Origin of the sequence: Massilia sp. ST3 (assembly GCF_018119405.1) — a bacterium.
GTDB lineage: Bacteria > Pseudomonadota > Gammaproteobacteria > Burkholderiales > Burkholderiaceae_D > Telluria.
This window is the reverse complement of record NZ_JAGPWC010000015.1, coordinates 43,565-61,761: the sequence shown is the minus strand read 5'-3', so window position 1 is coordinate 61,761 and position 18,197 is coordinate 43,565. Positions and strand designations below refer to the sequence as shown.

The following is an 18,197-nucleotide window of genomic DNA, read 5'->3' as shown; positions in this document are numbered from 1 at the left end:
CTCGTCAGGCGCGGTCGGCCACGCGTTCGCCCATGATGCCGGACGGGCGCAGGGTCAGCACCAGGATCAGCACCACGAAGGCGAAGATGTCCTGGTAGTGGCTGCCCAGGAAGCCGCCGGTGAAGTCGCCGATATAGCCGGCGCCCAGGGCTTCGATGATGCCCAGCAGGATGCCGCCGATCATGGCGCCGTAGATGTTACCGATCCCGCCCAGCACCGCGGCGCAGAAGGCCTTCATGCCGGGCAGGACGCCCATGGTGAAGGTGATCGAGGCGTAGTTGGCGCCCCACATCACGCCGGCCACCGCGGCCAGCGCGGCGCCGATGGCGAAGGTGGCGACGATGACGCGGTTCGAGTCCACGCCCATCAGGCCCGCCACGCGCGGGTTCTCGGCCACTGCGCGCATCGCGCGTCCCATGCGAGTGCGCTCGACCAGCAGCACCAGGCCTGCCATGGCCACGGCGGCCAGCACCAGCAGCAGCACCTGGGTGTGCGTGATCAGGGCGCCGCCGAGCTCGATCGGCTCGGACGAGAGCAGCTGCGGGAAGGGAATCGGGCTGCGGCCCCAGATCATCATGGCGAAGGTCTGGAGCAGGATGGACACGCCGATCGCGGTGATCAGGGGCGCGAGGCGCGGGGCGTTGCGCAGGCGGCGGTAGGCGACGCGCTCGATCAGGACATTGACCAGCATGGTGACGGGAATCGCGCCCAGGATCGCGGCCGCCAGCTGCAGGTAGCCGGGCAGGCCCGGGGCATGGGCCTCGAGCAGCTTCAGGATGGACAGGCCGACCATCGCGCCGATCATCAGGACGTCGCCGTGGGCGAAGTTGATCAGGTTGAGCACGCCATACACCATCGTGTAGCCGAGCGCGACCAGGGCGTACATACTGCCCAGGACGAGCCCGTTCAGTAGTTGCTGGACAAAAGTCTCCATCGTTTCGCTGCCTCTTTCGATCTAACAAAAAACGGCACTTCAAGTGTCCTCGAAGTGCCGCTCATGGTGGGTCATCGTCTTCCGAACGCCGTCATCATAGCTTGGCTATTGGAAAACTTGCACCGGAAAATGCCGAGATTGCCCGATGGTTTGTCGATAACGTCTTTACGTGGTCTCGGCGCGCACGCCGTCCAGGCCCTTCGGCAGCGGGAAGGTGACGTGTTCTTCCACGCCTTCCAGCGCGCGCACGCTGGCCGCGCCCAGTTCCTTGAGGCGGTCGATAACGGCCTGCACCAGCACTTCCGGAGCCGAGGCGCCGGCGGTCACGCCGATGCGTTTCTTGCCCTCGATCCAGGCCGGCTCGATCTTGCCGGCGTTGTCGACCATGTAGGCCGGGGTGCCCTTCTTCTCGGCCACTTCGCGCAGGCGGTTCGAGTTCGAGCTGTTTGGGCTGCCCACCACGATCACGACCTCGACCTGGGGCGCCAGGAACTTGACGGCTTCCTGGCGGTTGGTGGTGGCGTAGCAGATGTCGCCCTTCTTCGGCTCGATGATGTTCGGGAAGCGCGCCTTGAGCGCCGCGATGATCTCGGCGGTGTCGTCGACCGACAGCGTGGTCTGCGACACGTAGGCCAGCTGGTCCGGGTTGCGCACCTGCAGGCGCTCGACGTCCTCGACGGTCTCGACCAGGTGCATGCCCTCTTCGGCCTGGCCCATGGTGCCTTCGACTTCCGGGTGGCCGTCGTGGCCGATCATGATGATCTCGCAGCCCTGCTTGCGCATCTTGGCCACTTCGACGTGGACCTTGGTCACCAGCGGGCAGGTGGCGTCGAAGATGCTCAGGCCGCGCGCCTCGGCTTCGGCGCGCACCGCCTTCGACACGCCGTGGGCCGAGAACACCAGGGTGTTGCCGGCCGGGACGTCGTCCAGTTCTTCGATGAAGATCGCACCCTTGTTGCGCAGGTCTTCGACCACATAGGCGTTGTGGACGATCTCGTGGCGCACGTAGATCGGCGCGCCGAACTGTTTGAGGGCGCGCTCGACGATCTCGATCGCGCGGTCCACGCCGGCGCAGAAGCCGCGCGGCTGGGCTAGCAGGATTTCATTTTCCATATATCAGAGCACCGAAATCAGTTTCACTTCGAATTGCAGGGGCTGGCCCGCGAGCGGATGGTTGAAGTCGAACACGGCCGAGGTGTCGCGCATTTCCAGCAGCACGCCGGCGAAGCGGCCGCCCTTGGGCGCGTTGAACTCGACCACTTCACCCACCGCATAGTCGGCGCCCGGCACCGAATTCTGTTCCAGGGTGGTCTTCGAGACGGCCTGGATCAGTTCCGGGTTGCGCTCGCCGAAGGCCTCGAGCGCGCTCAGCGCGAAAGTCTGGTGCGTGCCTTCCGGCAGGCCGATCAGGCGCTGTTCCAGGAAGGGCGCGAGCTGGCCCTGGCCAAGCATCAGGGTGGCCGGCGTGCCGTTGAAGGTGGTGACGATATCGGCGCCGCCGGCAACGGCCAGACGGTAATGCAGGGTCAGGTAGGACGACTCGTTGACGACGGGAGAAGCGTTGGACATGTTGTTTGTTGTAGCTGGCAACCCTGTTCGGGCAAACCGCTATTGTAAGCCAGGCGCGGGGCTTACGCCGCCGCGACCTTCTTTTTTGGCGACGAATTCAGCGAGGAACCTACATGGGAATTTGCGACTGGCCCGAGCAGGAACGTCCGCGCGAGCGGCTGCTGCGTGCGGGCGCCGGCGTATTGAGCGACGTGGAATTGCTCGCGATCTTCCTGCGCGTCGGCGTGGCGGGCAAGAGCGCGGTGGCGCTGGCGCGCGACATGCTGGGGCATTTCGGCTCGCTGCAGCGCTTGCTGCATGCGGATTCGAGGGAGTTCGGGCAGCTGCACGGGCTGGGGCCGGCCAAGTATGCCCAGCTGCAGGCGGCGATCGAACTGGCCCGGCGCGCCGTGGCGGAACAGTTCGAACGCGAGGCGCTGTGCTCGCCTTCCGCCGTGCGCCACTACCTCCGCAACCAGTTTGCGCTGCAGGCGCATGAATCCTTCGTGGTGCTGTTCCTGGACGTGAAGAACCGCTTGATTAACAGTGAGGAAATGTTTCGAGGAACCTTGACGCACACGAGCGTGTATCCGCGCGAGGTGGTCAAGGCGGCGCTGCGGCGCAATGCGGCGGCGGTGATTTTGGCGCACAACCACCCGTCGGGCGTGGCGGATCCGAGCGAGGCCGACCTGCGGCTGACGACCGCGCTGGTGCAGGCGCTGGGGCTGGTGGATATCCGGGTGCTGGATCACTTCGTGGTGGCGGGGAGCCAGGTGCACTCGTTTGCGGAGAGTGGGCAGTTGTAACTTGGAGCACCGTTACATCAACCGTCACCTGCACCATCTGAGTCGTCATTCCGGCGTAGTCCGGAATCCAGGTTTAGTAGCGCCCCTGTAGCGTTTGACGTTTGTGGAACGCAACGAACTTGGGTTCCGGCCTTCGCCGGAACGACGGTCGTGGGGCGGGTGGACGGCACAGACTCCGACTTTACACCGCGTAAACAGGGCCTTAGGTCACTCATCCACAATTGTTAAATTCAGCCACGATCACAAGACACATTTGTTTTTCGCAAGTGATTGATTTGCCTTCTCTTTTCGCGCTATACTCTCGTTTTTCCAATCCTGGAACATTATTAAGGAGTGCACTATGGCACGTGTCTGCCAAGTTACCGGCAAGGGAGTGATGGTTGGCAACAACGTCTCCCACGCTAACAACAAAACCAAGCGTCGCTTCCTGCCGAACCTGCAGAACCGCCGCATCTTCGTGGAATCGGAAAACCGCTGGGTCTCCCTGCGTCTGTCCAACGCCGGTCTGCGCGTGATCGACAAGCTCGGCATCGACGCCGTGCTGGCCGACATGCGTGCCCGTGGCGAAAAAGTTTAATTAGGGAGCTATCATGGCAAAAACTGGCCGCGACAAAATCAAGCTGGAATCGACCGCAGGTACCGGTCACTTCTACACCACCACCAAGAACAAGCGCACGATGCCGGCGAAGATGGAAATCACCAAATTCGACCCGAAGGCACGTAAGCACGTGATCTACAAGGAAACCAAGATCAAGTAATCGATCTTGTTCCAAAAAAGAGCCGCCCGTTCACACTGGCGGCTCTTTTGTTTTGGGGCGCCCTGCCGTTAAGCTGTCATGATGGCAAGCCCTTCCCTTTCCCCTGTTCCTCCGCAACAGCGCATTGACGTCCTGGACGTCCTGCGCGGTTTCGCCCTGGCCGGGATCTGCGTCGTCAACGTCGAATTCTTCAACCGCCCCGTGGCCGAAGCCGGGGAAGGCATTCCGCCCGGGCTCGCCGGACTGGACTGGCTGGCGGCCTTCCTTGTCAATTACCTGGTCACCGGCAAGTTCTGGATCCTGTTCTCGCTGCTGTTCGGCATGGGCTTCGCCCTGATGCTGGAACGCGCCGCGGCCGCGGGACGCCCCTTCCTGCCGGCCTACCTGCGCCGCATCGCCGCGCTGGCCGTATTCGGCCTGCTCCACCACATCCTGCTGTGGAGCGGCGACATCCTGCTGAGCTATGCGATCGGCGCCCTGGTGCTGCTGCTTGCCCTGTTCGCGCGCGGCAAGTGGCTGCTGGCGGCCATCCTCGCCTGCTTCGCCCTGTCCGCGCTGCCGGAACTGCGCCTCGCAAGCGCCCTCGCCACGCCGCTGGTGTTCGCCGGCCTGCTCGCGCTCTACCTGCGCGAGGGCGCGGGCGGGTGGCGCTTTCCGGCAGCAATGCTGCTGCCCGGCGTCCTGATGCTGCTGGCCGCCCTGATCCTGGCGCTGGGCGGCAGGGATGAAGGCATCCGCGAAGTGCTGCTGGCGGCCGGGCTGCTGGTCGTGCTCGGGCTGCTGGCCTGGCGCTACGGCGAGCCGGCGTCCGCCCGCCCCTTGCGCGCGGGCGTTGCGATCTTCGTCGTTTGCTTCGGCCTGCTCGCCCTCGACGGCGGCATGCGTTATTTCGCGCCCAGGGCGGCGGCGCTGTCGGCGGCGAGCGCCACCAGCGAGCATGGCGAAACCGCCAGCGAGGCCGACGCCCGCCGGCTGCGCCACGGAGAACGCGTGCGCCGCAGCGCGCAGGAGCGCAAGGTTCTCACCCGGGGCAGCCATGGCGATGCCGTCGCCATGCGCACGCGCCAGCTGGGCGAACGCCTGCGCGACGAAATGGGCTTCGGCGTGGTGCTGGTCGGGGTGTTCCTGGTCGGCGTCTGGTTCGTGCGCTCGGGCGTGATCGCCAACGCGCGCGAACACCTGCCCCTGTTCCGCCGCCTGGCCACCTTCGGTATTCCCTTCGGCCTGCTGCTCGGCCTGGCTGGCGGCCTGATCGCCACCGGGCGTCCCGCGGGCGTTGCCGACAAAGGCTACGACTTCGCCCACGCCCTGCTGATGCTGGGCGCCCTGCCCGCCTCGCTCGGCTACATGGCGGCGGTGGTCCTGCTGCTGCACAGCCGCGCCCGCGCCGCCGTCGCCTTCCTCGCTCCCTTCGGCCGCATGGCGCTCACCCACTACTTGGTCCAGAGCGTGGTCCTGTCGCTGCTGTTCTACGGCTATGGCGCGGGGCTGTGGGGCATGGGACGCGCCGCCCAGGTGGCTGTCGCCCTGGCCCTGTGCGCGGCCCAGGTCGTATTCAGCCACTGGTGGCTGGCGCGCTTCAGCCAGGGGCCGGCCGAGTGGCTATGGCGAGTGCTCACTTACCTGAAGCTGCCGCGCCGGGATGCTACGCAGGCTGAGTGAAAATTGATGCATATATTGTAATTTCCTGTTCGCCATGTAAGGATAGCCCGGTCCCGACCAGTCCTTTCCGAGCATGGCTTTCTTTCCCCGACTCCTTGCCTTCGCCCTGTGCTGCGCCAGCGCCGCGGCTGCCGGTCTTGAGGCGCCCCCGGTCCAGACCGTCGAGGTGAAGGCGGCGCGCGAGCGCCTGGTGCCTTACAAAGACCTGTTTTATCCAATGGCGAAAGCGGTGCGGCAGCACCTCGCCGGGCGGGTCGCCCTGGGCGTGCAATTGCGTCCCGCGCATCCGGGCGTACGCACCGACGACCTGGCGATCTGGCTCGACGGCGCCGGACGCTCACTGCCGGTCCAGCTGGACAGGCACGGCCTGTACATGGTGCCGGTCGAGGACGAGATCGCGGCGCAGGACGGCAGCTTTTCGATCAACAAGAAGCCTTCCGACCTGCGCGTGAACCTGGTGCTGGTGCCGACCCTGGCCGACGACGCCTGGACCATCGGCGCGGTGCGCAGCTTGCTGGAAGACATTCCCCGCACCATTGACCCGCTGGTGCCCTGGCACCACCGGCTGCTGACCTGGGCGATGACGCGCAAGCTGAGCCTGTCAGTGTGCAGCCCCTCGTCGCGGGCGCATGTCGATATCGTGGATGGGGAGCGGCTGCTGGCAAGTTATCCGATCACGGAGGCGCGGCGCAATCATGTGAATGCGCCGGTGTATTGCAGGCGGTTTGATGGGAAGGAGCCGTTTGATGGGCGGGCCAGGCTGGTGTTGCCGGAGGGAGCGCAGGTGCTCTTCATTTGACGTTGCCGCGCACGTAGGGTGGGGGGGGGGGGGGGGGGGGGGGGGGGGGGGCGCGCGGGGGGGGGGGGGGGGGGGGGGCCCCCCCCCCCCCCGGCGGGGGCCCCCCCCCCCCCCCCCACCCCCGCGGGGGGGGGGGGCCCCCCCCCCCCCCCCTACGGTATGGGGTAATGCGCGCGCGGGGAACGCGCGCGGAGGGAATCAATCGAGGAGATTGTTCTTCATGGCGTAATAGGTCAGGTCGCTGTTCGACTGCAGACCCATCTTTTCCATGATGCGGGTACGGTAGGTGGACACGGTCTTGATCGAGAGCGACAAGGCATTGCCGATATCGGACACGGTCGCGCCCTTGGCCAGGCGCAGGAAGACCTGGAATTCGCGGTCCGACAGCTCGGTGTGCAGCGCCGTGTTGGGATCGCGGTCGAAGCTCTGGGCCAGCAGTTCGCCGACGGTCGAGCTGACATAGCGGCGGCCCTGGTAGACGGTGCGCACGGCGGTCTTGAGTTCGTCGGCTTCGCACTCCTTGTTCAGGTAGCCGTTGGCGCCCATCTTGAACAGGTTGAGCGCGTATTGCTGCGCCGGATAGCCGGACAGGATCAGCACCGGCAGGTTGGGCTGGCCCTGGCGGATGGTGCGCAGGATGTCGATGCCGCTCTGGTCCGGCATCGCGATGTCGAGCAGGAGCACGTCGCAGATCTCGCGGCGTGCAATGTCGAGGGCCTCGCGGCCGGTAGCGCCCTCGGCAACCACTTCGAACTCGCCCGACGACGAGAAAATCTGTTTGAAACCTGCTCGAACTATTTGGTGATCGTCACAAATGGCAACGCGTATCATTGTCTTCCCTTAAATTTTCCTTGCGCAGGAAAGTACCGGGTTCTCATTCGCCCAGCTTGCATGCGTTGAGTCAGCATAACCGCGAGTGACATTTTAACACTCCGGCGCGGACCTTCAACAGCCGCACGAATGCCTGAGCAGCAGTCGAGCTCGCGCGGCGTCCTGCCACGCGCGGCATCGGCTTGGTTTAGCTCAGGCCGGCTGCTGGCCGTGCTGGAGCAGGTCGAGAATTCCCAGCAATTCGGCACGCAGATGTTCGACGTCGACGGCTGCCGCTGCGGCGGTTTCCGGCACGTCCTGTTCTTCCACCCCGGCCAGGGCACTGGCGCGGTTGTCGAGGCGATTGCGGGCGCCGCTGATGGTGAAGCCCTGCTCGTACAACAGCTCGCGGATGCGGCGGATCAGGAGGACTTCGTGGTGCTGGTAATAGCGTCGGTTCCCACGGCGTTTGACAGGCTTCAGCTGGGTAAATTCCTGTTCCCAGTAACGCAGGACGTGGGGCTTGACCCCGCACAATTCACTGACCTCGCCGATGGTGAAGTAGCGCTTCGCCGGGATCGGCGGCAGCGGGGTCGGCTCGGTCTTGTTCGGACGGTCGTTCATCGGCGCATTCACCCGCTATTCAAGCGGCACGTGCCAGCGAGCCGGATGGCGAACCCGAGGGACTGGTCTCTTCGACCATGCCCTTGAGCTTCTGGCTGGCGTGGAAAGTCACGACGCGGCGCGCCGTGATGGGAATCTCTTCCCCGGTTTTTGGATTGCGGCCAGGCCGCTGCGGCTTGTCGCGCAACTGGAAATTGCCGAAGCCGGACAGCTTGACCGCCTCGCCACGTTCGAGCGCGTTGCGGATCTCATCGAAAAAGGTTTCGACCATGTCCTTGGCTTCGCGCTTGTTCAGGCCGACCTGCTCGAAGAGCAGCTCGGCGAGCTCGGCCTTGGTCAAGGTCGGTAATGCCTTTTCTTGTTCCTTCCGCACCCGCGCCACGTGCATCGCGCGATCCAGGTCGGCCGCGAGAGCCTCCTGGAGTACGGCCGAATCAACGTCGTTGTTATTAATTTTGAAGCCCTGCCTTCAAGTCAAACGAGTTCTGGAGAGATGTCTCAAGCACGCTGTTTCGCGTTGAGCTTGCGCTTTGCGGCATCGGCCACGGCAGCCATGATGGCGTCCACCGCGTCGTCCTGCAGCGTCGATTGAGTATCTTGCAAGCTAAAGCGGAAAGCAAGGCTTTTTTCATCCGAATCCAGGCCTTTGCCGCGGTATTCATCAAACAAAACAATACCTTGCACGATCTTGCCGGCCGGATTCGAGGCCAGCTCGGCCTGGAATGCGTCGAGCACGTCCTGGGCCGCCACGTCCTGCTTCAGCACCAGCGCCAGGTCGCGCGTCGCCCCCGGGAACTTGGAGATCTCGGCATAGCTCGGCACGGCGCGGCGGCGCAGCGCTTCGGCGTCGACCTCGAACAGCACCGGGGCTTGCGGCAGGTCGTACTTCTGCAGCCAGCGCGGATGCAGCTCGCCGATGAAGCCGATGCGCTGGCCGTCCAGTTCCACGAAAGCGGAACGGCCCGGATGCAGCGCCGGATGCTCGCCCTTCACGAAGCGCAGCACGGCCGGGGCGAACAGCGCCTCGAGGTCGGCCTTCACATCGAAGAAGTCGACGGCGCGGGTCTTCTCGCCCCACTGCTCGTCCACGGCCGGACCGTAGGCGATGGCGGCGACGCGCTTGGGCTGGTCGAAGCCGGCGATGGCCAGCGGACCGTCGGCGGCGGCGGGGTTACGGTGGAACACGGCGCCCACCTCGAAGGCACGCACGCGGCCGGCCTTGCGGTTGACGTTGTAGCGCACGTTGGCGACCAGGCTGCCGATCAGGTTCGAGCGCATCACGCTCATCTGGCTGGCGATCGGGTTCTGCAGACGGATCGGCTCGGCGTTCGCGGCGAAGTCCTGCTCCCACTGGGCTTCCACGAAGCTCATGTTGACCACTTCCTGGTAGCCCAGGTCGGCCAGCTGGTGGCGGATCGCGAACAGCGAGCGGGTGTTCTCCGGCTCGATCAGCATCGCGCTCGGCGCGACCGGGGGCAGCGCCGGGATGTTCTCGAAGCCGTAGACGCGCGCGACTTCCTCGATCAGGTCTTCCTCGATCTCGATGTCGAAGCGGTAGCTCGGCGCGGTCACGCTGAAGACGCCCTGGTCGAAGCTGAACGGCAGCGCCAGGCGGGTGAAGATGTCGGCCACGGTCTCGTCGGTGAGCGGCACGCCGATCACCTTGGCGGCGCGCGCGGTGCGCATCGTCACGGCCTTGGGCTGCGGCAGGTTGACGACCTGGTCGTCCAGCGGTCCGACCTTGGTCTCGGCGGTGCCGCAGATCTCGACGATCAGCGCGGTGATGCGCTCGATGTGCTCGGGGATGGTCGCGTAGTCGACGCCGCGCTCGAAGCGGTGCGCCGCATCGGTCGAGAAGTTGTAGCGGCGCGCGCGGCCCTGGATGGCGTTCGGCCACCAGAATGCGGCTTCCAGGTAGATATCGGCGGTGTCGAGGGACACGGCGGTGGAGTCGCCGCCCATGATGCCGGCCAACGATTCGATCTCTTTGTCGTCCGCGATCACGCCGACCCAGTCGTCGATCTCGATCGTATTGCCGTTCAGAAGCTTGAGCGATTCGCCCTTCCGGCCCCAGCGCACGTCCAGGCCGCCGTGGATCTTGGCCAGGTCGAACACGTGCGAGGGACGGCCGACTTCCAGCATGACGTAGTTCGAGATGTCGACCAGGCTTGATACCGAGCGCTGGCCGCTGCGTTCCAGGCGGCGCTTCATCCACTCGGGGGTGGCGGCGCGCGCGTTCAGGCCGCGGATCACGCGGCCGGCGAAGCGGCCGCACAGGTCCGGCGCCGAGACCTTCACCGGCAGCTTCTCGTCGCTGGTGACCGGCACCTGGCGGGTGGTCGGCAGGTGCAGCGGCGAGCCGGTCAGGGCCGCGACTTCGCGCGCCACGCCCAGCACCGACAGGCAGTCCGCCTTGTTCGGGGTCAGCTTGATGGTGAACTTCAGGTCGTTCAGGCCCAGATAGTCGCGGATGTTGGTCCCGACCGGCGCGTCGGCCGGCAGTTCCATCAGGCCGCTGCTCTCTTCCGAGATTTTCAGTTCCTTGGCCGAGCACATCATGCCCTGCGACTCGACGCCGCGGAGCTTACCGACCTTGATCTCGAAAGGCTTGCCGTCCGCGCCCGGCGGCAGCACGGCGCCGGCCTTGGCGCAGATCGCCTTCATGCCGGCGCGCACATTGGGCGCGCCGCACACGATGTTCAGCAGGGTGCCGGTGCCGACGTCCACCTGGCAGACGTTGAGGCGGTCCGCATCCGGATGCTTGGCCACTTCCTTGACTTCGGCCACCACCACGTTCGAGAACGGGGGCGCGACCGCTTCGACTTCTTCCACTTCCAGGCCGGACATGGTGAGCAGGTGCGACAGTTCGTCCGAATTCATCTTCGGGTCGACCATGGAACGGAGCCAGTTTTCGGAGAATTGCATATTCGTTTGCCTTCTTCTTACTTCGAGGGTTCAGCCAAAGTTCAATTGAACTGTTTCAGGAAACGCAGGTCGCCTTCGTAGAACAGGCGCAGGTCATTGATCCCGTAGCGCAGCATCGTCAGGCGCTCGAGGCCGGAGCCGAACGCGAAGCCGATGAACTTTTCCGGATCCAGGCCGAAATTGCGCACCACGGTCGGGTGCACCTGGCCGGCGCCCGAGACTTCCAGCCAGCGCCCTTTCAGCGGACCGCTGCCGAAGGCGATGTCGATCTCGGCCGATGGCTCGGTGAACGGGAAGTAGGACGGACGGAAGCGGACCTGCAGGTCGTCGGTCTCGAAGAAGGCCTTGACGAAGTTGAGGTAGACGCCCTTGAGGTCGGCGAAGCTGATGTCCTCGCCGATCCACAGGCCTTCGACCTGGTGGAACATGGGCGAGTGGGTGGCGTCGCTGTCGACGCGGTAAGTGCGGCCCGGCGCGATCACCTTGATCGGCGGCGTGTGGGTGCGCGCGTAGCGCACCTGCATCGGGCTGGTGTGGGTGCGCAGCAGCAGCGGCTTGCCCTGGCTGTCATTGCCCTCGATGTAGAAGGTGTCCTGCATCGAACGCGCCGGATGGTTTTCCGGGCTGTTCAGCGCGGTGAAATTGGTCCAGTCGGTTTCGATCTCGGGACCGTCGGCCACGTCGAAGCCGATGGAGCGGAAGATCTGCTCGACCCGTTCCCAGGTGCGCATCACCGGATGGATGCCGCCCTTGGCGCGGCCGCGGCCCGGCAGGGTCACGTCGATCGCTTCGAGGTTGAGGCGGGCTTCGAGCTGGGCGTTCGCGAGCGCGTCGCGGCGGCCGGTCAGTGCCTGTTCGATTTTTTCTTTGGCGGCATTGATCAGGGCGCCCTGCGCCTTGCGCTGCTCGGGGTCCAGCTTGCCCAGGCCCTTCATCAGGTCGGTGACCTGGCCGGTCTTGCCCAGGTACTTGGCTTTTGCATTTTCGAGCGCGGCGGCGTCCGCTGCGGCGGCAAAGTCAGCCTGGGCCGCGACGACGAGTTCTTCCAGCGAGTTCATGCTTATTCTTTTCCTGTTTTTGTGATGGCGGGAGACGCCACAATCAAAAACGGGGCACAGGTGTGAACCTTGCCCCGCTCTTTTCGCACTGCGTTGCCGCAGTGCTGGTCTTGCTAGCAGACGTGCTGATTAAGCAGCCAGCTTGGCCTTGACTGCGTTGACAATCGCGGCGAATGCCGGCTTGTCGTGCACAGCCATGTCGGCCAGGACTTTACGGTCCAGTTCAATCGCGGACTTCTTCAGGCCGTTCATGAACGCGCTGTAGGTCATGCCGTGCGAACGCGAAGCCGCGTTGATACGGGTGATCCACAGTGCGCGGAAGACGCGCTTCTTGTTGCGGCGGTCGCGGTATGCGTACTGGCCAGCGCGCATGACTGCTTGCTTGGCAATACGGAATACTTTACTGCGACGGCCACGGTAGCCTTTGGCAAGTTCAAGAACCTTCTTGTGACGGGCACGTGCAGTAACCCCACGTTTTACTCGAGGCATAATAGCTCCTTTTGTGTGAGATTAAGCAGATGGCATCATGCGGTAGACGCTTTGGACGTCGGACGCATTGATGTTACGGGTGCCGCGCAGCTGGCGCTTGTTCTTGGTGGTCTTCTTGGTCAGGATGTGGCGCTTGAACGCCATGCCCGACTTGACGGTACCGCCCGGACGCACGCGAAAACGCTTCTTCGCGGAGCTTTTGGTTTTCATTTTTGGCATAGTCATCTGTCCTTTCGGGACAGCCTCATATGTACGACAGGATTGCAGGTGGCAGCGACGCTGCTCTTAGATGCCTACTTTCACTTGTCCTGCAGCGAGTGCGAGCCCGCTACAACCTGTTCCTAAAAACAGGAACCGTCGATTCTAGCACAGTTTGCGCTCAAGAGCACATCCGGCGGGATCGTGCAACACCTCTAGGCCGTCATGGCGTCGATCAGGACGTCGGTGATCGGATAGCCGGACTGACGCTCGAAAGCGCCGAACATCGGGCTCGGATTCGCTTCCAGGAAAAAATATTCGCCATCGTGGCTGCGGCGCCAGTCGATCGCGGTCCAGCGCAGGCCCAGCACGCGCATGATCGCGGCCGCGGCGGCGGCGAGCTCGGGCGGGGTCGCGATCGGCACCACCCTGGTCCCGCTGTCGGCGCGGAAGTCGACCTGGTCGCTGTGCAATTCAGCCGTGAAGCATTGGTCGCCGATCGCATAGGTCCGGACATTGGTCCCGTCGATGAATTCCTGCAGCGTGATCGGCGCCTGCTTCAAGGCCTTGGCAAGATGCTCGCCCGCCAGGTGGCGCCCGGTGATGCGCTGGGTGTGCGATCCGCCATAGACCGGCTTGAAGATCAGCTCCGGCACCATGCGCGCGAAGGCCAGGATGCGCTCCGGATCGTTGCCGACGTAGGTATGGGGAATCCGCACCCCTTCCCGCGCGACCAGCGCCAGCTGATGGGGCTTTTCCTGGTGCGACTGGAAGGCTTCCCAGCTATTGAACCAGCGCGTCTGGTTCCTGGCCTGGAACCAGGTGCGCAGGCAGGCCATGCTGTCGTAATAGGCAATGTCCGCCGGCGTGCCGCGGGTTGCCCTGGTCGACTCCGCCTCGACGCCGCCGAAGTTGCGCCAGTACACCGAGCCGATGTCCTCCAGGTCGACAGCCGTGCCGTCCTCCAGCCGCAGCGCGCCGAGCGAACGGCCGGGATACATGCTGATCGTGAACGCGGACGGGAAGACCTGGGTCTGCACCAGGCCGGCACTGTGGCCGCGCGCGGCAAGCCGGGCCAGCATGTGCTGCGCATGCGGATCGCGCGCATGCCCTAATACCAAGTGTTTCATAAGATTTCTGGACAAGAAGACAAGGCGCCGCCGGCATGGCGGCGGCGCAGGGCAGGCTAGCTCAGCGGACCAGGCCAGGGAGCGGGATCGCCGGCGCCGGGAACGGCATTTCCGGGAAGCAGCTACCGCTTTCGCCATCGCCGGCAGTGACCATGCCTGCCGAGAATGGCTCGAGCACCAGCTCGAAGTTGGCGCCGGAGACTTGTTCGATTTGTTGCTCAGTCAGGGAAAATGGATGCATTGTTCTCTTTCAATTATCAATGTGGGCTGCGCCAGCCCGGAATGGCCCGGACGCCGGCCGCAGAAGCAAAAACGGCGCCGCCTCACGCGGGAGCGGCGCCCAAAAACGGATCCGGGCAATGCCGGTGGCAAACCAAACTCTGCCTTACATCATGTCGCGGCTGTCCGGCAGCGGACCGCCGGCTTCGCCAATGCCCCAGGTAAGGATGCAAGGCCAGCCGATGGTGCCGTATCCGTTGGTGGTGAGATGCGAGAGTTCGCTCTCGGTATAGCTTGCGGCGGCGCCGGACACGGCGTCGATTTGTTCTTCAGTCAGCGAAAATGGATGCATTTTTCAATCTCTCTTCAATACACGCTCGAGGCACCTGCATATCGGAATAATTTAATCGAATAATACCGACGACTTATTCACGGATTATTCCCCACCCTGCGCCGGGCTTTTCCAGCGGGTTTATTCAGCCGGGCTATTCGGCCGGCTTATCCTGCTGGCTTATTCAGCCAACATCACCCGAATGACGCAGCCGGCGAATTCAGCCGAAAATGGTCTCCGGGAGCGGATTGTACGGACCAGGACCGTTCGAGAGGTCGATTTGGACAGGGCTGGCGCCGCCGGCGACCAGGTCGATTTCTTGGGTATTCAGGGTTTGCATGTCGATCCTTGCGAAATAGTTAAACGCGTTTGCCCACAGCGGGAACTTCGCCATTGGAAGGCGCGTGGGGATGCCGCCGGCGCGCCGGCGGAAGTACGATCAGGCCAGCTCGGGCACGACGTAGCCGCCGCCCTCTTCGCCGATTGCCAGCGTGGTCGCCTCGATCGGGAGTTTCGGTGCCGGGGTCAGCGGGTTGGCGATGATGCCGCCGATAAGGATGATGCGGCTGTCGCCACCACCGACCTGGTCCAGGGCGTCGTCATTCAAAGCAAATGGATGCATAACTTTCCTTGTCTCTTTCAATTGTTTATATTTTCCCGATTCGCCATCCGGCAAAAACGGGCGCACTAAATATAACAAGCACCTTAATCCATCACAAGGAAAAACAAGATAATTTCCCCACACCGACTTATTTTATTGATGCCGGATATCCGTGCGGCATGCGGTGATAGAATTCGATAGAAATGCACCCACCAAGCGACCGGACAACGCAGACTTCATCCAGCACCTGCCAAAAACAAGGAGGCTGCCGAGCATTATGACGCCATGCCACGTACATATTTATCAAGAGCGTTATCGCGCGCCGCGGAGATATTGAATCGGCATCGAAATGACACCAGCTCATTCCATATTCCCGGGGCATACGCCGCAATTTGTCGCAGCCGCGATCTGAATATGTGGCGTGTCAAACAAGAAAAGAACGGGCGCGCACGGCAGGCCGGCCATAGGAAAGAGGCGGCAGTGGCGCACGCCATGGCAGCGCGCGAGGCGATATGGAGGAATGGGACAGGGGCGCTACAGCGGGGCGCCTGGCAGAGACGGCGGCAGGCCTGCGTGCAAGGTGATGCGCCGCGCAGGGCCTAAAATGGCGTGGACGCCGGAATCGCAGCCGAACTGGCGCGAGAATGCGGGAAAAGAACCAGAACGACCAAAACCGGCGCGGAGCGCAGCATCGCTGCGCCCCGAATCCGGTCCTGGCACTACTACTACTGAACGAAGAATTACTTCTTCTTTTTCGGCGCAACCACCATGATCATCTGGCGGCCTTCGAGCTTCGGGAACTGCTCGACCTGGCCGTAGGGCTCCAGGTCGCCGCGCAGACGCTCGAGCATGCGCATGCCGATGTCCTGGTGGGCCATTTCACGGCCGCGGAAGCGCAGGGTAATCTTGGTCTTGTCGCCCTCTTCCAGGAACTTGATGAGGTTGCGCAGCTTGATGCTGTAGTCGCCTTCATCGGTGCCCGGACGGAACTTGATTTCCTTGACCTGGATGATCTTCTGCTTGAGCTTGGCTTCGTGCGCCTTCTTCTGCTCCGAATACTTGAACTTGCCGTAATCCATCAGGCGGCAAACCGGCGGGACGGCGTTCGGCGCAATCTCCACCAGGTCTACGTTCGCTTCTTCAGCCAGACGAAACGCTTCGGCCAGGGTCACAATACCCAGCGGCTCATTGTCGATCCCGTTCAGACGCATTTCGGGATGGGTGATTTCGCCATTGATGCGATTCTGCTTGTCAGTAGCTATGTTGTTTCCTTTGAGAGTATAAAGTTCGGCCGGGATTATTTCGTCTTGGCAGCAACTTCGCCTACCAGACGCTCCACGATCGCATCGACGGACATCACGCCCAGGTCGACATTGCCGCGGGCACGCACGGCCACAGTGTTGGCATCCCGCTCCTTATCCCCGACAACGAGGATGTAAGGCAGCTTTTGGACGGAATGCTCACGTATTTTATAGGTGATCTTCTCGTTCCGCAAATCAGCGTGCACGCGCAGGCCGGCCTTGCGCAGTTGCGCTTCGACCTGTTTGACGTAATCGGCCTGGGCATCCGAAATGTTCAGGATGGCCACTTGCACAGGCGCAAGCCACAGCGGCAGCGCGCCGGCGTAGTTCTCGATCAGAATGCCGATGAAGCGTTCCATCGAGCCCACGATCGCACGGTGCAGCATCACCGGAACCTTGCGGGTATTGTCTTCGGCGACATATTCGGAGCCCAGGCGGCCCGGCATCGAGAAGTCGACCTGCATGGTGCCGACCTGCCATGGACGGCCCAGGCTGTCCTTCAGGTGGTACTCGATCTTCGGGCCGTAGAAGGCGCCCTCGCCCGGCAGCTCGGTCCAGCTCACGCCGCAGGCGCGCAGCGCCGAGCGCAGCGCTTCCTCGGCCTGGTCCCAGACCCCGTCCGAACCGATGCGGCTGTCCGGACGCAGGGCGATCTTGACGTCGATGTTCTCGAAGCCGAAGTCGTCGTAGACTTCCATCGCCTGGGCGTGGAAGGCGGTCACTTCGGCCTCGATCTGCTCTTCGGTGCAGAAGATGTGGCCGTCGTCCTGGGTGAAGCCGCGCACGCGCATCAGGCCGTGCAGCGCGCCCGAGGACTCGTTGCGGTGGCACTGGCCGAACTCGCCGTAGCGCAGCGGCAGGTCGCGGTAGGAGCGCAGGCCGGCGTTATAGATCTGCACGTGGCCCGGGCAGTTCATGGGCTTGAGCGCGTACGAACGGTTCTCCGACTCGGTAGTGAACATGTTGTCGCGGTAGTTTTCCCAGTGGCCGGTCTTTTCCCACAGGCTGCGGTCGAGGATCTGCGGCGCCTTGACTTCGCTGTAGCCGTTGACCTGGTACTTGGTGCGCATGTACTGCTCCACCTGCTGCCAGACGGTCCAGCCCTTCGGGTGCCAGAAGATCAGGCCCGGCGCTTCTTCCTGGAAGTGGAACAGGTCCAGTGCCTTGCCCAGTTTGCGGTGATCGCGCTTCTCGGCCTCTTCCAGCATGTGCAGGTATTGCTCCTGGTCTTCCTTCTTGGTCCAGGCGGTGCCGTAGACGCGCTGCAGCATCTCGTTCCTGGAGTCGCCGCGCCAGTAGGCGCCTGCCAGCTTCATCAGCTTGAAGACCTTCAGCTTGCCGGTCGAAGGTACGTGCGGGCCACGGCACAGGTCGGTGAAACCGCCTTCGCTATACAGGGACACGTCCTCGTTGGCCGGGATCGAGGCGATGATCTCGGCCTTGTAGGCTTCGCCGATCGACTTGAAATAGGCCACGGCCTCGTCGCGCGGCAGCACCTTGCGGGTCACCGGCTCATCCTTCTTGGCCAGCTCGAGCATTTTCTTCTCGATCGCCTGCAGGTCGTCGGGGGTGAACGGGCGCTTGTACGAGAAATCGTAGTAGAAGCCGTTCTCGATCACCGGGCCGATGGTGACCTGGGCGTCCGGGAACAATTCCTTGACCGCATAGGCCAGCAGGTGGGCGGTCGAGTGGCGAATCACGTCCAGGCCTTCGGGATCCTTGTCGGTGACGATGGCCAGGTCGGCATCGGATTCGATCAGGAAGGAGGTGTCGACCACTTTGCCGTTGACCTTGCCGGCCAGCGCGGCCTTGGCGAGGCTGGGGGCGATGTTCTGGGCCACCTGGGCGACCGTGACGGGACCGTCGAATTGACGGTTCGAACCATCGGGAAGTCGAACGTTCAGCATGCTGTTCTCCAATCGTGGCGCGGGCGCCGGTGAGTAGGTTTGAAACTTGTGAAAAATGTACGGACGAAAAAAAACGCGGCACTAGCCGCGTTTTTTC

Annotated in this window: 21 protein-coding genes; 5 read left to right on the top strand and 16 right to left on the bottom strand. The window is 63.5% G+C overall.

Annotation, left to right across the window (positions count from 1 at the left end):
- Nucleotides 1-4: 4 nt before the first annotated feature.
- The 3 genes from KBW98_RS07280 to KBW98_RS07270 form a co-directional block, all read right to left on the bottom strand.
- Complete coding sequence (locus KBW98_RS07280) at nt 5-934, bottom strand: branched-chain amino acid ABC transporter permease (RefSeq protein WP_211519460.1); 930 nt, start codon at nt 932-934, stop codon at nt 5-7.
- Between the two features lie 165 nt (nt 935-1,099).
- On the bottom strand, nt 1,100-2,047 hold the full coding sequence (ispH, locus tag KBW98_RS07275; protein ID WP_211519459.1) for a 4-hydroxy-3-methylbut-2-enyl diphosphate reductase: 948 nt from the start codon (nt 2,045-2,047) through the stop codon (nt 1,100-1,102).
- Between the two features lie 3 nt (nt 2,048-2,050).
- Nucleotides 2,051-2,503 carry a peptidylprolyl isomerase gene (locus KBW98_RS07270; RefSeq protein WP_211519458.1) on the bottom strand — a complete coding sequence of 151 codons (453 nt, stop codon included), beginning with the start codon at nt 2,501-2,503 and terminating at the stop codon, nt 2,051-2,053.
- 113 nt (nt 2,504-2,616) lie between these two features.
- Between KBW98_RS07270 and radC the strand changes: the two genes are divergently transcribed.
- The 5 genes from radC (at nt 2,617) to KBW98_RS07245 (ending at nt 6,507) form a co-directional block, all read left to right on the top strand.
- A complete protein-coding gene (radC, locus tag KBW98_RS07265; RefSeq protein ID WP_211519457.1) occupies nt 2,617-3,288 on the top strand; it encodes a DNA repair protein RadC in 672 nt (223 codons plus the stop codon).
- Between the two features lie 340 nt (nt 3,289-3,628).
- Nucleotides 3,629-3,865: a 50S ribosomal protein L28 gene (rpmB, locus tag KBW98_RS07260; protein WP_026354825.1), complete on the top strand. Its 237-nt coding sequence runs from the start codon at nt 3,629-3,631 to the stop codon at nt 3,863-3,865.
- 13 nt (nt 3,866-3,878) lie between these two features.
- Nucleotides 3,879-4,046 carry a 50S ribosomal protein L33 gene (gene rpmG / locus KBW98_RS07255; protein ID WP_005665735.1) on the top strand — a complete coding sequence of 56 codons (168 nt, stop codon included), beginning with the start codon at nt 3,879-3,881 and terminating at the stop codon, nt 4,044-4,046.
- 78 nt (nt 4,047-4,124) lie between these two features.
- The gene (locus KBW98_RS07250; RefSeq protein WP_211519456.1) at nt 4,125-5,708 is read left to right on the top strand and encodes a DUF418 domain-containing protein; all 1,584 of its coding nucleotides are present in this window, start codon (nt 4,125-4,127) and stop codon (nt 5,706-5,708) included.
- A gap of 73 nt (nt 5,709-5,781) precedes the next feature.
- The gene (locus KBW98_RS07245; protein WP_211519455.1) at nt 5,782-6,507 is read left to right on the top strand and encodes a hypothetical protein; all 726 of its coding nucleotides are present in this window, start codon (nt 5,782-5,784) and stop codon (nt 6,505-6,507) included.
- Between the two features lie 198 nt (nt 6,508-6,705).
- On the opposite strand, the gene KBW98_RS07240 is transcribed toward KBW98_RS07245, so the two are convergent.
- The 13 genes from KBW98_RS07240 to thrS form a co-directional block, all read right to left on the bottom strand.
- A complete protein-coding gene (locus KBW98_RS07240; RefSeq protein ID WP_027865355.1) occupies nt 6,706-7,338 on the bottom strand; it encodes a response regulator transcription factor in 633 nt (210 codons plus the stop codon).
- Nucleotides 7,339-7,530: 192 nt separating this feature from the next.
- Nucleotides 7,531-7,941, bottom strand: coding sequence for a MerR family transcriptional regulator (locus KBW98_RS07235; RefSeq protein ID WP_211519454.1), 411 nt, complete (start codon nt 7,939-7,941; stop codon nt 7,531-7,533).
- A 19-nt stretch (nt 7,942-7,960) separates the two neighbouring features.
- Complete coding sequence (locus KBW98_RS07230) at nt 7,961-8,329, bottom strand: integration host factor subunit alpha (RefSeq protein ID WP_211519453.1); 369 nt, start codon at nt 8,327-8,329, stop codon at nt 7,961-7,963.
- Between the two features lie 110 nt (nt 8,330-8,439).
- A complete protein-coding gene (gene pheT / locus KBW98_RS07225) occupies nt 8,440-10,866 on the bottom strand; it encodes a phenylalanine--tRNA ligase subunit beta (RefSeq protein ID WP_211519452.1) in 2,427 nt (808 codons plus the stop codon).
- A 41-nt stretch (nt 10,867-10,907) separates the two neighbouring features.
- Nucleotides 10,908-11,924 (bottom strand): phenylalanine--tRNA ligase subunit alpha, encoded by a 1,017-nt coding sequence (gene pheS, locus KBW98_RS07220; protein ID WP_211519451.1) that lies wholly within the window; start codon nt 11,922-11,924, stop codon nt 10,908-10,910.
- 129 nt (nt 11,925-12,053) lie between these two features.
- Nucleotides 12,054-12,413, bottom strand: coding sequence for a 50S ribosomal protein L20 (gene rplT, locus KBW98_RS07215; protein ID WP_211519450.1), 360 nt, complete (start codon nt 12,411-12,413; stop codon nt 12,054-12,056).
- A 21-nt stretch (nt 12,414-12,434) separates the two neighbouring features.
- Complete coding sequence (rpmI, locus tag KBW98_RS07210; RefSeq protein ID WP_056135342.1) at nt 12,435-12,632, bottom strand: 50S ribosomal protein L35; 198 nt, start codon at nt 12,630-12,632, stop codon at nt 12,435-12,437.
- Nucleotides 12,633-12,826: 194 nt separating this feature from the next.
- Nucleotides 12,827-13,741 (bottom strand): RimK family alpha-L-glutamate ligase, encoded by a 915-nt coding sequence (locus KBW98_RS07205; protein WP_211519449.1) that lies wholly within the window; start codon nt 13,739-13,741, stop codon nt 12,827-12,829.
- Between the two features lie 61 nt (nt 13,742-13,802).
- Complete coding sequence (locus KBW98_RS07200; protein ID WP_211519448.1) at nt 13,803-13,982, bottom strand: hypothetical protein; 180 nt, start codon at nt 13,980-13,982, stop codon at nt 13,803-13,805.
- A 144-nt stretch (nt 13,983-14,126) separates the two neighbouring features.
- Complete coding sequence (locus KBW98_RS07195; RefSeq protein ID WP_211519447.1) at nt 14,127-14,312, bottom strand: hypothetical protein; 186 nt, start codon at nt 14,310-14,312, stop codon at nt 14,127-14,129.
- A gap of 418 nt (nt 14,313-14,730) precedes the next feature.
- Nucleotides 14,731-14,913 carry a hypothetical protein gene (locus KBW98_RS07190; RefSeq protein ID WP_211519446.1) on the bottom strand — a complete coding sequence of 61 codons (183 nt, stop codon included), beginning with the start codon at nt 14,911-14,913 and terminating at the stop codon, nt 14,731-14,733.
- A 719-nt stretch (nt 14,914-15,632) separates the two neighbouring features.
- A complete protein-coding gene (infC, locus tag KBW98_RS07185) occupies nt 15,633-16,190 on the bottom strand; it encodes a translation initiation factor IF-3 (RefSeq protein ID WP_335557177.1) in 558 nt (185 codons plus the stop codon).
- Entirely contained in the window at nt 16,190-18,100 is a 1,911-nt protein-coding gene (gene thrS / locus KBW98_RS07180; protein WP_211519444.1) for a threonine--tRNA ligase, read from the bottom strand. Before thrS ends, infC begins: the two co-directional genes overlap by 1 nt.
- Nucleotides 18,101-18,197: the final 97 nt, after the last annotated feature.

What these genes read in the sequence shown, in the direction of transcription:
- KBW98_RS07280 (WP_211519460.1), bottom strand. Translation starts at nt 934, where the DNA reads ATGGAGACTTTTGTCCAGCAACTACTGAACGGGCTCGTCCTGGGCAGT.
- ispH (WP_211519459.1), bottom strand. Translation starts at nt 2,047, where the DNA reads ATGGAAAATGAAATCCTGCTAGCCCAGCCGCGCGGCTTCTGCGCCGGC.
- KBW98_RS07270 (WP_211519458.1), bottom strand. Translation starts at nt 2,503, where the DNA reads ATGTCCAACGCTTCTCCCGTCGTCAACGAGTCGTCCTACCTGACCCTG.
- radC (WP_211519457.1), top strand. Translation starts at nt 2,617, where the DNA reads ATGGGAATTTGCGACTGGCCCGAGCAGGAACGTCCGCGCGAGCGGCTG.
- rpmB (WP_026354825.1), top strand. Translation starts at nt 3,629, where the DNA reads ATGGCACGTGTCTGCCAAGTTACCGGCAAGGGAGTGATGGTTGGCAAC.
- rpmG (WP_005665735.1), top strand. Translation starts at nt 3,879, where the DNA reads ATGGCAAAAACTGGCCGCGACAAAATCAAGCTGGAATCGACCGCAGGT.
- KBW98_RS07250 (WP_211519456.1), top strand. Translation starts at nt 4,125, where the DNA reads ATGATGGCAAGCCCTTCCCTTTCCCCTGTTCCTCCGCAACAGCGCATT.
- KBW98_RS07245 (WP_211519455.1), top strand. Translation starts at nt 5,782, where the DNA reads ATGGCTTTCTTTCCCCGACTCCTTGCCTTCGCCCTGTGCTGCGCCAGC.
- KBW98_RS07240 (WP_027865355.1), bottom strand. Translation starts at nt 7,338, where the DNA reads ATGATACGCGTTGCCATTTGTGACGATCACCAAATAGTTCGAGCAGGT.
- KBW98_RS07235 (WP_211519454.1), bottom strand. Translation starts at nt 7,941, where the DNA reads ATGAACGACCGTCCGAACAAGACCGAGCCGACCCCGCTGCCGCCGATC.
- KBW98_RS07230 (WP_211519453.1), bottom strand. Translation starts at nt 8,329, where the DNA reads ATGCACGTGGCGCGGGTGCGGAAGGAACAAGAAAAGGCATTACCGACC.
- pheT (WP_211519452.1), bottom strand. Translation starts at nt 10,866, where the DNA reads ATGCAATTCTCCGAAAACTGGCTCCGTTCCATGGTCGACCCGAAGATG.
- pheS (WP_211519451.1), bottom strand. Translation starts at nt 11,924, where the DNA reads ATGAACTCGCTGGAAGAACTCGTCGTCGCGGCCCAGGCTGACTTTGCC.
- rplT (WP_211519450.1), bottom strand. Translation starts at nt 12,413, where the DNA reads ATGCCTCGAGTAAAACGTGGGGTTACTGCACGTGCCCGTCACAAGAAG.
- rpmI (WP_056135342.1), bottom strand. Translation starts at nt 12,632, where the DNA reads ATGCCAAAAATGAAAACCAAAAGCTCCGCGAAGAAGCGTTTTCGCGTG.
- KBW98_RS07205 (WP_211519449.1), bottom strand. Translation starts at nt 13,741, where the DNA reads ATGAAACACTTGGTATTAGGGCATGCGCGCGATCCGCATGCGCAGCAC.
- KBW98_RS07200 (WP_211519448.1), bottom strand. Translation starts at nt 13,982, where the DNA reads ATGCATCCATTTTCCCTGACTGAGCAACAAATCGAACAAGTCTCCGGC.
- KBW98_RS07195 (WP_211519447.1), bottom strand. Translation starts at nt 14,312, where the DNA reads ATGCATCCATTTTCGCTGACTGAAGAACAAATCGACGCCGTGTCCGGC.
- KBW98_RS07190 (WP_211519446.1), bottom strand. Translation starts at nt 14,913, where the DNA reads ATGCATCCATTTGCTTTGAATGACGACGCCCTGGACCAGGTCGGTGGT.
- thrS (WP_211519444.1), bottom strand. Translation starts at nt 18,100, where the DNA reads ATGCTGAACGTTCGACTTCCCGATGGTTCGAACCGTCAATTCGACGGT.